The sequence below is a fragment of the Chryseobacterium sp. Chry.R1 genome (assembly GCF_039645525.1).
Classification (GTDB): Bacteria; Bacteroidota; Bacteroidia; order Flavobacteriales; family Weeksellaceae; genus Chryseobacterium; species Chryseobacterium proteolyticum.
Genome location: NZ_CP151793.1, coordinates 182517 through 197220, shown reverse-complemented (window position 1 = coordinate 197220; position 14704 = coordinate 182517). Strand labels below are relative to the sequence as shown.

Annotated in this window: 12 protein-coding genes and 3 tRNA genes; 11 read left to right on the top strand and 4 right to left on the bottom strand. The window is 35.4% G+C overall.

All coding sequences use genetic code 11. The features are described 5' to 3' along the window. Positions 1-56: 56 nt before the first annotated feature. Positions 57-1715 carry an alpha-glucan family phosphorylase gene (gene glgP, locus AAEU33_RS00980; protein ID WP_345990537.1) on the bottom strand — a complete coding sequence of 553 codons (1659 nt, stop codon included), beginning with the start codon at positions 1713-1715 and terminating at the stop codon, positions 57-59. 200 nt (positions 1716-1915) lie between these two features. On the opposite strand from glgP, the gene AAEU33_RS00975 reads away from it, so the two are divergent. The 5 genes from AAEU33_RS00975 to AAEU33_RS00955 all read left to right on the top strand — a co-directional run bounded on the left by AAEU33_RS00975 (position 1916) and on the right by AAEU33_RS00955 (position 8858). Further along, positions 1916-2713, top strand: coding sequence for a hypothetical protein (locus AAEU33_RS00975; protein ID WP_273650770.1), 798 nt, complete (start codon positions 1916-1918; stop codon positions 2711-2713). Positions 2714-2875: 162 nt separating this feature from the next. Continuing rightward, a complete protein-coding gene (locus tag AAEU33_RS00970; RefSeq protein ID WP_345990536.1) occupies positions 2876-4975 on the top strand; it encodes a gliding motility-associated C-terminal domain-containing protein in 2100 nt (699 codons plus the stop codon). A 71-nt stretch (positions 4976-5046) separates the two neighbouring features. Continuing rightward, a complete protein-coding gene (locus AAEU33_RS00965; RefSeq protein ID WP_345990534.1) occupies positions 5047-5637 on the top strand; it encodes a DUF1572 domain-containing protein in 591 nt (196 codons plus the stop codon). Positions 5638-5705: 68 nt separating this feature from the next. Beyond that, positions 5706-7052 (top strand): tRNA (N(6)-L-threonylcarbamoyladenosine(37)-C(2))-methylthiotransferase MtaB, encoded by a 1347-nt coding sequence (gene mtaB / locus AAEU33_RS00960; RefSeq protein ID WP_345990533.1) that lies wholly within the window; start codon positions 5706-5708, stop codon positions 7050-7052. A gap of 288 nt (positions 7053-7340) precedes the next feature. Further along, positions 7341-8858 carry a glutamate synthase-related protein gene (locus AAEU33_RS00955; protein ID WP_172283861.1) on the top strand — a complete coding sequence of 506 codons (1518 nt, stop codon included), beginning with the start codon at positions 7341-7343 and terminating at the stop codon, positions 8856-8858. Between the two features lie 60 nt (positions 8859-8918). On the opposite strand, the gene AAEU33_RS00950 is transcribed toward AAEU33_RS00955, so the two are convergent. Further along, entirely contained in the window at positions 8919-9668 is a 750-nt protein-coding gene (locus AAEU33_RS00950; protein WP_345990530.1) for a hypothetical protein, read from the bottom strand. 54 nt (positions 9669-9722) lie between these two features. On the opposite strand from AAEU33_RS00950, the gene AAEU33_RS00945 reads away from it, so the two are divergent. Then, complete coding sequence (locus AAEU33_RS00945) at positions 9723-10175, top strand: RNA-binding S4 domain-containing protein (protein WP_345990529.1); 453 nt, start codon at positions 9723-9725, stop codon at positions 10173-10175. On the opposite strand, the gene AAEU33_RS00940 is transcribed toward AAEU33_RS00945, so the two are convergent. Continuing rightward, a complete protein-coding gene (locus tag AAEU33_RS00940; RefSeq protein WP_345990527.1) occupies positions 10170-10685 on the bottom strand; it encodes a shikimate kinase in 516 nt (171 codons plus the stop codon). The genes AAEU33_RS00945 and AAEU33_RS00940 overlap by 6 nt on opposite strands. Positions 10686-10801: 116 nt before the next feature. On the opposite strand from AAEU33_RS00940, the gene AAEU33_RS00935 reads away from it, so the two are divergent. The 3 genes from AAEU33_RS00935 (at position 10802) to AAEU33_RS00925 (ending at position 11129) form a co-directional block, all read left to right on the top strand. After that, positions 10802-10874 (top strand) — tRNA-Lys (locus AAEU33_RS00935). Between the two features lie 35 nt (positions 10875-10909). Next, positions 10910-10992, top strand: a tRNA-Leu gene (locus AAEU33_RS00930). A gap of 64 nt (positions 10993-11056) precedes the next feature. Further along, positions 11057-11129 (top strand) — tRNA-Lys (locus tag AAEU33_RS00925). Positions 11130-11300: 171 nt separating this feature from the next. Here the strand turns inward: AAEU33_RS00925 and panC are convergent. Further along, positions 11301-12149: a pantoate--beta-alanine ligase gene (panC, locus tag AAEU33_RS00920; RefSeq protein WP_345990525.1), complete on the bottom strand. Its 849-nt coding sequence runs from the start codon at positions 12147-12149 to the stop codon at positions 11301-11303. Positions 12150-12319: 170 nt separating this feature from the next. On the opposite strand from panC, the gene AAEU33_RS00915 reads away from it, so the two are divergent. Next, on the top strand, positions 12320-13090 hold the full coding sequence (locus AAEU33_RS00915) for a glycogen/starch synthase (RefSeq protein ID WP_345990523.1): 771 nt from the start codon (positions 12320-12322) through the stop codon (positions 13088-13090). An 11-nt stretch (positions 13091-13101) separates the two neighbouring features. Then, on the top strand, positions 13102-14676 hold the full coding sequence (locus AAEU33_RS00910; RefSeq protein ID WP_172283872.1) for a DUF4270 family protein: 1575 nt from the start codon (positions 13102-13104) through the stop codon (positions 14674-14676). The last annotated feature ends 28 nt before the right edge of the window (positions 14677-14704 follow it).

Sequence of the window (14704 nt, the reverse complement as noted above, 5' to 3'; positions counted from 1 at the left end):
ACCTAACAATTGAAAGGTTCTCAATTTTTTAAATTTCTCAATTCAGCAATTTCGCCCTAATAATTATACAGCATGCTATAGTATTCATCAGCCATTCTATCGCTGTTAAACTGATGCTTAACATCGTCCATGGCATTGTACTGTATTTTCCTCCAGCTATCTGCATTGTCGTAGTAGGTTGGAAGGATCTGGTTTTCCAGGATTTCATATAACTGGTTTAAATCATAATTATCCTGTTCATAAATGCTCATATTCAGGTAATCTGCTTTTTGAACGACAAAAGAGTTTTGTCCGTGTCTTGCAAATTCAGGAATCCAGCCGTCATCTGTCGAAAGATTTACAGAACCATTCATAGCAGCAGTCATTCCGGAAGTTCCTGAAGCTTCTCTTGGAACCCTGGGATTATTCAGCCATAGGTCTGAACCCTGTTTTAGTGATTTGCTTAAAGAAAGCTCATAACCTGTAAGGACAGCCATGTTTTTATGATTCTTACTTTCTTCTACCAGTGTATTGAATGTAGAAATGGCAGAATAATCCATTGGATAGGGCTTCCCTGCCCAAATTATCTGAACAGGATGTTCAGGATTATTCAATAACTTGTAAAATCTGTCCTTATCGTGCAAAAGCAGATCAGCACGTTTATAACCGGCAAATCTCCTTGCCCAGACTATAGTAAAAATGTTTGGATTGAAAAGATTTCCTGTTTGATCGGCAACGATTTTAAAGAGTCTCTTTTTTAAATATTTTTTACGGTAATCAAATGCCTGATCGTCTCTTTCATCTTTGGAGTTGTACAGGCGCTTATCTGCCCAGTATTTAAATTCCTGTGCGTTGGTGACTGATTTGATTTCGCAAATTCCAGGATATTTACTCCACATTGCTCTGGAAACCACACCGTGAAGTTGTGAAACACCATTGGCAACTTTAGCCATTTTTAATGCACAAAGAGAATGATTGAAACGTTCATCATCTACTCCTTCTATGCTTTTGGCTTCTTCCATACTAAAGCCTGAAAAATAAGACATGTCATAACATAATTTCAGATTATGTTTTTCATTTCCCGCTTCTTCAGGAGTGTGCGTTGTGAAAACAAGTTTCTCTTTTACTTTGCTTAAATCTCCATTGTATTTTCTTAATAAATAAAATGCAGCGGGTAGGGCATGTGCTTCATTCAGATGATAAATATCTCTTTCCAAATTCATTTCGTCCAGTAATTGGGCACCTCCTTTTCCCAATAAAATATATTGAGCCAGCTTTGTCGATTCGTTGGCATCATATAGTTTATGACAGATTGTTTTTGAAACGTGGTCATTTTCCGGTACATCTGTTGATAGAAAAAACATAGGGGCGGTATGGAAAATTTCAGGATCCAGATACCATACTTTCACCCAAACAGGAGCGCTGTGGATTTCAATTTGGAATTTTATTCCGGTATCTTCCAAAAAACTATACATTTTTTTTGTCCATACCGGCTGTAGTGTCTGATCGTGGTTTCTTGCCTGATCATAGTAGCCGAATTTCCAGAGTATTCCTATTCCTATAAAATCCTGCTTTAAATTATAGGCGCTTCTCATGTGTGAACCGGCTAAAAAGCCCAGTCCTCCGGAATATATTTTTAAAACCTGTTCAATGGCAAATTCCATTGAAAAATAGGCAACTTTTTTTGAATATTGGGGATTGGTATTAAAAGGTATTTTAAAGTTTTTAAAATCCATGTATCACAATTTTGTATTTAAAAGCCAAAGGTATTGAATATGAAAGTAAACTATACATTAATTATTTGACAATTTATTTTTAAAAATATCTGTTGAATAGTTTTTTTGCTTACCTTTAAGTGTAATTTTTTGATAATCAAAAACTTCTCAGATGAAACTTTAGGTTCCATGTTTTATTAACCATTAATAAAAAGGCAGTCATGAAAAAGGTGTTTTCCGATGAAGATTTAATCAAGAATCTAAGCTTATATTACCTGAATCGACATTTGAAAAAAAAGCCGATAGAAAAGTATCATCGTAAAATAGACGAATCTCAGCTTCATGACCGCGAAAAGTATAAGAAAAAATCAGAAATTTTACTGTTAAATTCTTTTATGCATCATTTTCCTGATGTTAAATTTGAAAACCTTACCTGTGAAAGTCCCGACTTTATCGCTAATTTAAATGATAAAAAAATTGGGATAGAACTCACTGAGGTGATCAATCATTTGGAAATGAAGAAGATAGAAAGTAATCTTAACAAGATTTTCCGTCAGGCTGAAATATTATTAGAACAAGAAGACACTACGAAATATCGTGGTGTTTATTTTTTAGAATTTCATTCAGATTTCAGGTTTGATAATCCCGAGGAACAGCAGGAAAGTATTCTTGCCATCTGTAAGAGCATAAAGAAAAACAAACCGGTAGGCTGCGTTAAAAAAATCAGGAAGTCTTTTCATCGCAGAAATGTATTTATTACACATGAATACAGTATGAATTTATTTGATGAATTATGCTCGGATAAAATACTTGAACTGATTGAGAAAAAGAATGAAAAATTTCCTTATTACGACACTTCAGTAGACGAATGCTGGCTTGTGATCGTTTCAGATATGAATTCTATTGCATCGCGATATACCTTTATTCAGGATAAAGAACATCTGAATGAAGTCAAAAGTCCTTTTCACAAAATTTTCCATCTTGAGAATTTATGTGGGAATTTGACAAGTATAAAATAATTCTTTAATAGATGTGTTTTTATTTAATAATTACATATTTTTAATATGTATTGTTAATGATTTTTGCTATTTTATGAATTTTAATGAAATAATAAGTATATTTGATATATGTGTTGTGTATTGATTTAATTATTGATTAATTTCTAACAAAAGCATGTATTCATGAGGAAAAATTTACTTATTATTTTTTTATTGATCTCACAAATCCTCTTTTCCCAGGCAGATTGTTCATCTGCATTATCGGTTTGTGGAAATTCAAGCATTACATATTCTCCCACAGGAATTGGAGCTGTAAATGAAAATTTAGGAGGGTGCTTAATAACAGGCGAGCACAATTCAATTTGGTATAAACTTACTATTGCCACTGGTGGAACGCTTACTTTTGATTTGGTGCCCAATGATCCGGATGCGGATTATGATTGGGCTATTTATGGTCCTAATGTAGCTTGCGGAAGTTTAGGATCTCCTATACGCTGTAATGCTGCAACTGTGATTGGTGTAGGTCCGTCTACAGGATTAAATATGACAAGTACGATTGTAGACGCTCCCGGAGGATCACTGACTCCTTATTGTAAATATTTAGATGTTTTGCCAGGTCAGACTTATTATTTATATATAGATAACTGGGTGGGTGCTGCCAGTACTACAATGGCTCCGTTTTCTTTGACCTGGGGAGGTACTGCTGCTTTGGCGTCTCCTTTCACTGATCCTGCAATACAGCCACATCCATTTGTCCCTCCGGGGGTTCCTGCGGCTAATCCTGCTGACCCACGCGAAGTTATTATATGTAATAGTCCGGCTGTTTTTGATTTCAGTACTTTGACGGCAGGCATTCTTAATGCGAACCCTAATTTCCAGATAACGTACCATACTTCACAAAATGATGCCCTTTCCGGTGCAAGCCCGATTTTAACTCCTATTACCGTTAATACAACAACAACTTATTATTTCAGTATACATTATCAGGATCCTGCAAATCCCAACAATCCCATCAATTCATGCAGGCAGGTGGGTGCCTTTAAATTTAAGCTGGGAAATATAACAGGGAATAACGTTTCTTTATTTGCCTGTAACAATAATAATGCGGGTACGGCAACATTTGATCTTACAACCGCTGCTGTTTTTGGTGATCCTACAGCAGTTAAAAAATATTATCCGTCTTTAAACGATCTTAATGCAGGTACTAATGAAATTCTGAATCCTTCTGCATATGTATCTGCCGAAGCAACAGTATATGTAAAAATAATTTCCCAGCTGGGATGTATTGGAACAGGAATGATTTATCTTAAGTTTTATCCTGTGGTGGTTGTAAATGATGCTATTTTGAGATCATGTTTCATTGAAGGCGCCTCCTCTACAGCGTCCTTTAATCTTACCGCGGCATCGGTTACTACACAGACACCCGTAACCAAGAAATATTATCCTTCACTTACTGACGCGGTGAATGGAACAAATGAAATCGCAACACCGTCTGCGTACATCGCTTCAAATGGTGTGGTATACATAAAAGTATTCAATTCAAATAATTGTTTTGCCGTCGCAAAAGTTACTCTAGCTGTGCTGCCGCCGGTAAAATCGACAGTCCTTACTGATAAAACCATCTGTATGGAGGATACTACGACATTGGATGCCGGTCCCGGTTTCGATTCATACCTCTGGAGTACAGGAGCTACAACCCAGGCGATCACAAATGTAAGCGTAGGGACTTATTGGGTAAAACTAAAAACAGGAGAATGCATCACAACTCAGGAGGTAAAAGTGTATGCAAGTGAGCAGCCTGTAATATCCAATATTGATATTTCGACTAACACTATTACAGTTGCGGTTAACGGAGGAACACCTCCTTATCAATATTCATTAGATAATATCAACTGGCAGACTTCTAATGTATTTAGCAATGTACCGAGAGGAGATAGCCAGGTTTATGTAAAGGATTCTTATGACTGTGATCCAATTGATATTACAGTGGTGGTACCGAACCTGATCAATGTAATTACTCCGAATAATGATGGAATTAATGATGTAATTGATTATTCAGCGCTGGCCCACAAACAAAATTTAATATTGAGTATCTTCGACAGATATGGTAATAAGGTTCACCAGGCCGACAAAACAAATGGATATAAATGGGATGGTACTACCAATGGCAGTAAAAAGGTTCCGACAGGAACATATTGGTACTCTGTGACCTGGAACGAAAATGATAAGAAAAATACACTGGTTAAATTCTCAAGCTGGATACTGGTGAAAAACAGGGATTAATATTTGATAATCATAAAAAAAAACCATCCTAAAAAGATGGTTTTTTCTTTCAATATTTTTAAATTTAATGAATGAAAGAATTATTTATCAAACGATTCAGTTATTATAAATCTCTTGGAGACAGGGCTTTTGAACAACTGTCAGAAGAGCAGATATTTTGGCAGTTTAATAACGAAAGCAATTCCATTGCAATAATTGTAAAGCATGTTGCAGGAAATATGATTTCCCGATGGACGAATTTTTTAACAGAAGATGGGGAAAAGGAATATAGAAACCGCGATGAAGAATTTGTCAATGCATTTAAAACAAAGGAGGAGGTTATCAATTTCTGGGAAAAAGGCTGGAGTTGTTTATTGAATGCATTAGATCAGATCACTGATGAAAACCTGTATGCTACGATTTATATTAGAGGAGAAGGGCATACGGTTTTAGATGCTGTTTTTCGTCAGCTGGCCCATTATCCCTATCATATCGGGCAGATCGTTTATATTGCTAAAATGATAAAAAATGATGATTGGAAAACGCTTTCTATTCCAAGAAATAAATCTCAGGAGTTCAACATGGAAATGAAAAATAAATGGAATAATACTGAATTTAAAGGTAATTCCTCACCTGTTTGTTTTGAAAATAACCCGGAAGTCAGAGACGATTACAAACAATAGACCGAATCAATTCAGAGTCTTTATTTAAATTACTATCTTTGCACTCATAAAATTCAGGACTGATAAAAATGTCAAATTTTCATAAAACCGCCGCATTTCATACCCTAGGCTGCAAATTAAATTTTGCGGAAACATCTACTATTGCTCGTCAATTAACAGATGCCGGATATGATAAGGTAGGTTTTGATGATAAGGCTGATGTTTATGTGATCAATACCTGTTCCGTTACTGAAAATGCAGATCGTGAGTGTAAACTTCATGTAAAAAGAGCAATGAAAGCGAACCCAGAAGGACTGGTTGTTATTGTTGGTTGCTATGCTCAGCTCAAGCCTGAAGAAATTTCACAAATTAATGGAGTTGATTTAGTATTAGGTGCCAAAGAAAAGTTCAATATCCTGAGTTATCTTGACGATTTAGAAAAATCTGAAAGTGAGGGAATTGTTCATTCCTGTGAGATTGAAGAAACCGACTTTTTTATAGGAAGCTACTCAATCGGTGACAGAACAAGAGCCTTTTTGAAAGTTCAGGACGGTTGCGATTATAAATGTACCTATTGTACCATTCCTTTAGCAAGAGGGATTTCAAGATCAGATACGATTGAAAGTGTTCTTAATAATGCTAAAGAAATTGCAGCAAAAGATATCAAAGAAATTGTCCTTACCGGAGTGAATATTGGGGATTATGGAAAAGGTGAATTCGGAAATAAAAGACATGAGCATACTTTTCTGGATCTGATTTCTGAGCTTGATCAGGTAGATGGGATCGAGAGAATACGTATTTCGTCTATTGAACCTAATCTTCTGAAGGATGAGAGCATTGAACTGGTTTCCAGAAGCAGAAGCTTTGTTCCTCATTTTCATATTCCTTTACAATCCGGATGCGATGATCTGTTGAAAAAGATGAAGCGACGTTATTTAACAAAGCTTTACCGGGATAGGGTGAATAAAATTCGTGAAGTTATGCCTCATGCGGCTATTGGTGTTGATGTGATTGTTGGATTCCCTGGAGAAACTGAAGAAAAGTTCATGGAAACCTATAACTTCCTTAATGATCTTCCCATCAGTTATCTTCATGTTTTCACTTATTCTGAAAGAGAAAATACCGAAGCAGCAGATATGGAAGGGGTTGTTCCCATCCCTGAAAGAAAAAAACGCAACAAAATGTTGCGGATCCTTTCGGAAAAGAAAAAAATGTCCTTTTATCAAACTCAGCTAGGAAAAACACTTCCGGTACTTTGGGAGCATGAAAATAAAGATGGCAAGATGTATGGTTTCACTGAAAACTACGTAAGAGTCCAAAAAGATTTTGACCAGGCATCGATTAACCAGATTGAATTTTTAAAACTTGAAAAAATAGAAGCTGACGGTACGGTTTCAGTACTTAATTCTTTTGAGAGCTTTTTAGAAAAGGTATAACCTTTTTATCTCCTTTCTTATTCATATTATTCCAGACTTTTCATCATTATTGATGAAAATAGAAAGCAAATTGTCGTTACCCAAAATTCAGAGAGGTTTTCGTAACTTATAGATTTCGAAAGTGCATTGGACGGCACGATTTTGTTGATTTGTCTTAAGATATAAATTTCATGCTCCTGTTGAAAACTGAAAAAAACGAAAAATACAATAAATTGAACCGTTTTTAATGGAGCTGAATGCGGGAAAGTATTCTGTATTTTTTTAACTTTGATAAAATTCAAAAACGATATGAGAGATAAATTTTTGCTTTGGGGTGCTATAATTTTAGTTGTAGCCTGGGCTATCGCTTTCTTGATAAAAGCGGATTGGTGGATTCCTATTTTACTTACTATTATTTATGCTGTTGGAGTTTATAATGTTACACAATCAAAGCATGCAATTTTAAGAAACTTTCCTGTTTTAGGATATTTCAGATACTTTTTTGAAAGCATCTCTCCTGAAATGCAGCAATATTTTATTGAGAGGGAAACAGATGGGAAGCCTTTTCCCAGAAATCAGCGTTCAGCTGTTTACCGGCGTGCAAAAAACCTTAGCGACACCGTGGCATTCGGAACACAACTGGAGGTTAATCACAGAAAATATGAAGGGATTAAGCATTCTATATATGCTAAATCGCCATCCGAAGAATTACCAAGAGTATGGGTAGGAGGGGAACAGTGTACGCAACCTTACCATGCGTCGTTATTTAATATTTCAGCGATGAGTTTTGGAGCATTAAGTGACAGGGCACAGATTTCACTGAACAGAGGTGCGAAAAAAGGTAATTTTTATCATAATACAGGGGAAGGAGGTATTTCCCCACATCACCTGGAAGGAGGTGATTTATGCTGGCAAATAGGGACAGGATATTTTGGATGCCGGGATGAAGAAGGAAAGTTTAATCCGGATCTCTTTATAAAGTATTCTACATTGCCTAATGTGAAAATGATTGAGATTAAATTATCTCAGGGGGCAAAGCCGGGACATGGGGGAGTTTTGCCGGGAGTAAAAAATACACCTGAAATTGCAAAGATTCGTCACGTAACACCAGGAGTAACCGTGATTTCGCCACCATCGCACTCTGCTTTTTCCAATGCAGCAGGTTTATTAAGATTTGTACAGCAACTAAGAGAACTTTCCGGAGGAAAGCCTGTAGGGTTTAAGCTTTGTATAGGAGATACAAAAGAATTTGAGGACATCTGTGTTCAGATGAATGTGTTAAAAATATACCCGGACTTTATTACCATAGATGGAGCTGAAGGAGGTACGGGTGCAGCACCACCGGAATTTTCAGATGGCGTAGGAATGCCTTTGGAACCGGCGTTGATTTTTGTAAATAAAACACTTAACAATTATAATGTTAGAAAAAAGCTAAGGGTCATTGCCAGTGGTAAAGTATTGACAAGTCTTGATATTTTAAGAGCGGTGGCGATGGGAGCTGACATGTGTAATAATGCCAGAGGATTTATGTTCTCACTGGGATGTATACAGGCGCTCAGATGTAATACCAATAATTGTCCTACAGGTGTTGCTACGCAGGATAAGATGCTGATCAAGGGTCTGGATGTTACAGATAAAAGTGAAAGAGTGTACCATTTCCATAAAAATACCCTTCATACATGTAATGAGTTGATTGCTGCAGCAGGACGTAGTTCTTATGAAGAAGTAGATGCATCTATGTTTATGAGGGGAGATGAATTCGATCATCTTGCGGATCTTTATTTTCCGGATATTTTAGGAAATGTGAGACAGAAAACAAGAATGTAGATAAATAAAAAGCGCTTCAGTTATTCTGAAGCGCTTTTTTTATTGATGTTTTACTTTTACTTATTCATTTGCAGGTCTATCTGATGTTCCATACACCTGGAAATTAAATACAAATGTCCTGTTTTGAAGAGAATATCCTGTATAGTTATAATGGGCCTCTCTTCCAAAAGCAGCTCTGGAAGGAACAATAATTACTCCCTGTAGGTTATAAGGAGCCCCATCCGTTAAAGCAGGTGATGCTGCTTTGAAAAACTTCAACCCTTCCTGGAATCCTTCTATTTCATAGAATTTTCTTTGTTTTGCAACATCTGTTGTAGCATCTGCTAATACTTGTTTCTTTACATAATACCACATAGGATCCGAAAGGGGAGATCCGGTTCCATTTACTGTATTGACAAGGTAAGGGGAAACTGAAGATGCTGTAAGCGCTACGGTTCCGTCTGTATTGGTCGCCAGGTAATAATTTGCTCTTACCATCATCCTAAGAACATCGGTAGCCCCTATTGTTTTTCCCGGAGAAGGCTGTGCACCTGCTCTTACGATGTACACAACTCCTGAAGGAAGTTTTACAGGATTTAATTCTGCTAACTTCTTCTCATGGTCATCAATGGTATCAGTAGCACTGAAAGCTTTTATATTTCCTTGGGTATCAAGATAGTTGTCGTTCAGAAACTTTTGGATAGCCTGATCATCATAGGTATTTCTTACTGCTACATCATCGGGCTCAACAAATGTTTGTGCCTCATCATCTTTTTTACAAGCAGAAAAACAAAGAGATCCTGCAAGGATATATAAAAATATTTTTTTCATTTCAAAAACTTTAATTACTTTACAAATAATATAACGGCAAAAGTATAAAAAATTATGAGAATAGATAAATTTTTATGGAGCATTCGTTTTTATAAAACGAGAACTGTTGCAACTGAGGAGATTAAGAAGAACAGAGTTTCCATTGGAGATACTGTTGTAAAGTCTTCAAAAGAGGTAAAAGAAGGAGATATAATAAAAATCCGTAAAAATCAGATTGATTATAAGATTAAAGTAATCCAGATCCCGAAAAGCAGGATAGGAGCTAAATTGGTATCTCTTCATATCAAAGATGTAACAGACAAAGAGCAATACGAATTGCTTAAAATGCGTAAAATGACCCAGGACTATTACAGAAGCAGAGGAGAAGGCAGGCCAACTAAAAAGGATAGACGGGACATGGATGGATATGTGGAAAATGATATTGCATCAGATTTTACGGATTGGGACGACTTTTTCGGTGAAAGTGAAGACGACGGAATGGAAAATGAGGTTGAAGAGAAATCATAAATAGAGCTTCTCGATAATCTCATCAACGATAGCTTCAGGTTCTCTGGAGTCTGTAGTCACACTGATCATAGCCTTGCTATAGAATTCATTTCTTTCAAATAAATGCTTGGCAATAAACTCAGGAAGGTTTTCATCAGAAATATTAGCGATTAATGGTCTTTTTTCTTTCTGTTTTGAAAGCCTTTCTGCTAAAGTACCAACGGAAGCTCTCAGAAAAATGCTCTTAGAATTATTATTAATGATCTCCATATTATTGTAATAAACAGGAGTTCCACCGCCGAGGCTTAAAATGAGATTTTCTTCGGTAGCGAGTATTTCTTCCAAAGTTTCTCTTTCCAGCTTTCTAAAGTAGATTTCACCCTTTTTTTCGAAGATTTCCGGAATAGTTAATTTATTTCGTCTGGAAATCTCTTTATCGAGGTCAATTAATTTAAAATTTATTTTTTCGCTTAAAATTTTGGAAATGTGTGATTTGCCACAACCCATGTATCCGACTAGTGAAATTATCATGAAATATTTTTAAACAAATTTGCGAAAAAGTTTTGAGAAATTAAAAAAAGTTATATCTTTGCACCACTTAAAACAAGGGACATTACTTAAATGAAAGTTGTTTAAAATAAGTGGCCGACTCGGTAGCTCAGCTGGTAGAGCAATACACTTTTAATGTATGGGTCCTGGGTTCGAATCCCAGCCGGGTCACTAGCAAAAATATTACTAAATTTTGTAATTTTTTTGCCTGCGTGGTGAAATTGGTAGACACGCCATCTTGAGGGGGTGGTTTCCTAAGGATGTGCTGGTTCGAGTCCAGTCGCAGGCACTGCAAAGAAAAGTAAATTTTAAGTTGCATATTGATTTAAAATTTGTAAATTAGAATTACGACCGACTCGGTAGCTCAGCTGGTAGAGCAATACACTTTTAATGTATGGGTCCTGGGTTCGAATCCCAGCCGGGTCACAAGTTTACTGAAAAGTAAATTTTTTTCATATTAATATTTTGTGATTTGGTGTTCAAAGGCTTCCTTCAGGAGGCCTTTGATTTTTTGTATATGAGCAGGTGAACAAAAAAAACTTCGATTAAGGAATCAAAGTTTACATTTTTGTATTGCGAAATTATCAGGAGATTGTGTTAATCCAGATGCATATTGTCAATTAGTCTTACACCGTCTACAACAACAACGATAAAAGCTCTGTAGGATTTATCTTTATAAAAGAAGTCTGTTTCTTTTAATGAGTTTTCATCTGCGATCATAAAGTACTCAAGCTTCATACCGTGCTGATGATCGAAAATATCAACAACTCTTTCTTTAATTTCAGGAACGGTGATTACTCTGAACCAATCATTGACCTTTTTTAATGTTTCATAAATAATTTTTGAAGCTTCCCTGCGATCTTCATGCAGTCTTTGGTTTCTTGAACTTAAAGCGAGCCCGTTATCTGCCCTGTAAATAGGAACACCAGTAATTTTTATAGGAAAATGTTTTTTCTCAACCAATTTTTTAATAATAGCAAGCTGCTGGAAATCTTTTTCTCCAAAATAAGCATTGTCAGGTTGTATTTGCCTGAAAAGTTCTTCTACTACCGTTCCTACACCATCAAAATGGCCAGGTCTGGATTTTCCTTCCATTTCATTTTCCAGGCCGTCAAAATCATAATGATGACTTTCAGCTTTTTCAGGGTAGATATCTGTAATTTCAGGAATATAAACGGCGTCAACTAATCCGGAATTTTCTAAAATAAGTATATCCCGGTTCACATCCCGTGGATATTTTGCAAGATCATCAGGGTTATTGAATTGAGTAGGATTAACAAAAATTGAAGAAATCACAAGATCATTTTCATTCCTTGCTACTTCATAAAGAGAAAGATGTCCATTGTGAAGAGCTCCCATTGTAGGTGCAAATCCTATTCTTTTTCCCATTTCTTTCTGTCTTTCAATGAAATCCTGAAGTGTTTTTTTATTTTTTAAAACTTCCATAATTAATTTTAATAGCAATTCAAAAATACTAAAATATCAGATAATAAACTGCGTTTTTGATAATTTGAAAAAGGTAATTTTCGTAAAAAAATGTTAATTAAAATAATGTTGGATGTTTTTTTGTAATTTTGCACATTAAAGCATTTTTACAAAAAATTAGATAGAAATTTATGCCGAATCAAAAAATACTGTACATTACTACAGAAATGTATCCATATCAGGAAGATACAAACATGGCTACTGTGGTAAACAAAATGGCGCTTAAAATGCACAATGAAGGCAATGATGTAAGAGTTTTTATGCCAAGATTTGGACAAATAAGTGAAAGGAAATTCCAACTCCATGAAGTTATCCGTCTCTCAGGAATGAACATTATCATTAATGACCTGGACCAACCTCTAATCATTAAAGTGGCATCTCTTCCGGGGGAAAGACTTCAGGTCTATTTTATAGATAATGAAGAATACTTCAAAAGAAAGCAATATTACTATGAAGATGATGGTAGCCCTTTTGAAGATAACGACGAAAGAGCGATATTTTTTGCAAGAGGAGTAATTGAGACTATTAAAAAGCTGAACTGGGTTCCGGATATCATTCATTTGAATGGTTGGATGGCCTCTTTTGTTCCTATTTATCTTAAAACTTACTACAAATCCGATACGTATTTTAAAGACGCTAAGATTGTGCTTTCATTATATAATGAAAAAGACGCATCTCTTAACGATAAAATCGGAGAAAAACTAGAATTCGATAATATTTCGGGACTAAAAGCGTTAGATAAACCAAGCTTTCAAAGTTTTGTCATTGAAAGCATGAATTATGTAGACGGGGTTGTAAAAGGAGATGAATTCCTGGATGGAGACCTAGATAAGGCATTCAATGAAACATCTACAACCAAATCGGAATATCTTGATGTAGATTCCATAAACAAACTTTATTAAAAAGACATTTAATGACTCGTACTATTAAAAGAACTTTTGCCATACTTTCTCTGGCAATTTTCGGCAGTGTGTTACTTTATAATTGTGAACCGGATCCGGATTCTTTGGGAGAACAATTATTTTTAGATGGGGCAGCTCAGGGAAATGAAAAGGCTTATGAAGTAATTGCTTTCAATATTGATAATAAAGATACAATCAAAAGTGATGCTACTCAATTAGGGTCAGCTGTTCTAGGTGCTTTTCAAGAAGGGCAATTTGGAATGCAGAAAGCATCTTATGTTACACAGTTAAGATTATCTACTTATAATCCAGATTTTGGAACTAACGCTAAGGTAGATTCAGTGGTTTTGGTTATTAAACCAACTTATGCATCAGATTCGCTTACAACAACTACAGACGAAAATTATGTCTATCCTGATGGGAATGTACCTGCGAAAAAAGAAGTAAAAACATATCCTATTAATAAATATGGTAAAGCTAAAGCAACATTTCATATCAATGTAAATGAAGTTACCGATTTCCTAGGAGCAGCGACTGACAGTGTTAAATCAAATGCTAATTTTGCTTACAATGCAACTGTATTAGGAACAAAAGAATTTAAAGGGACAATTAATACAGTTGCTATAACTAAAGATTCTGATAATAGTTCATTATTTACTACTACAACACCAGGTATAAGAATTTCATTGAACAAAGATCTGTTCCAGGAAAAAATTATTGATAAGAAGGGTAAGCCTGAACTCGCTGATGCTTCCAACTTTATCAGACATTTTAAAGGACTTAGGATTTCAGTTCAGGAAAATGACGGATATTTATTCCAGTTTTCTCCCAATGATATGGAGCTGATCATGTATTATAAAAATGATAAAGTAGAAAATGGAACTAATACCCGACCACAATCAACATATGCATTTGCTTTAGGAGCGGGTAATTCTCATATTGGACAATATGAGTATGATAGAACGGGTTCTGGAGCATCTACAGGAGTGATAGGAAATAGAGTGACTGGAGATAAAAAATTGTATGCACAGGGAATGGGTGGCCCATCTATTGGAATTAAGATTCCAAAAGAGACTGTTGATAGTCTTAAAACTTTATATCAACAAAATAAAGCTGCTATTATAAGTGCTAAAATCAGAATATATACGGACAAGGCAACATGGAATAACAGCTATAAAAAACCGACTGCATTAACCTTTTTGCAGAAAGATAGAAATAAGGATAAACCTTTAATTACAACTACTGGTTTTACTAGTGATGTACTAACTCTTGCAGGCTCTCCTAATTATACAATTTATAAAACCTTTGATTTAGATAAGAATCCTGATCCTGGTTATTATGATTTTATTGTTACGAAATCAGTAAAAGATTTAGTAGAAGGAAAAGTAGATAATTATGCATCAAACAATACCTATAAATATTATAGAATTGATATTGGAGCGTTCTTATCCAATTCAGATAATACAGGATTAGCAGGAGCTAGATTTACATCAAGATCTTATGCTAGGGAAAGAGCCGTTTTTGTAGGATCGGATAAGACAAATGCTCAAAGAGCGAGGTTAAAAGTTACCTACGCGACAAAATAAATTTAAAACATACACCAAATAAAATAAA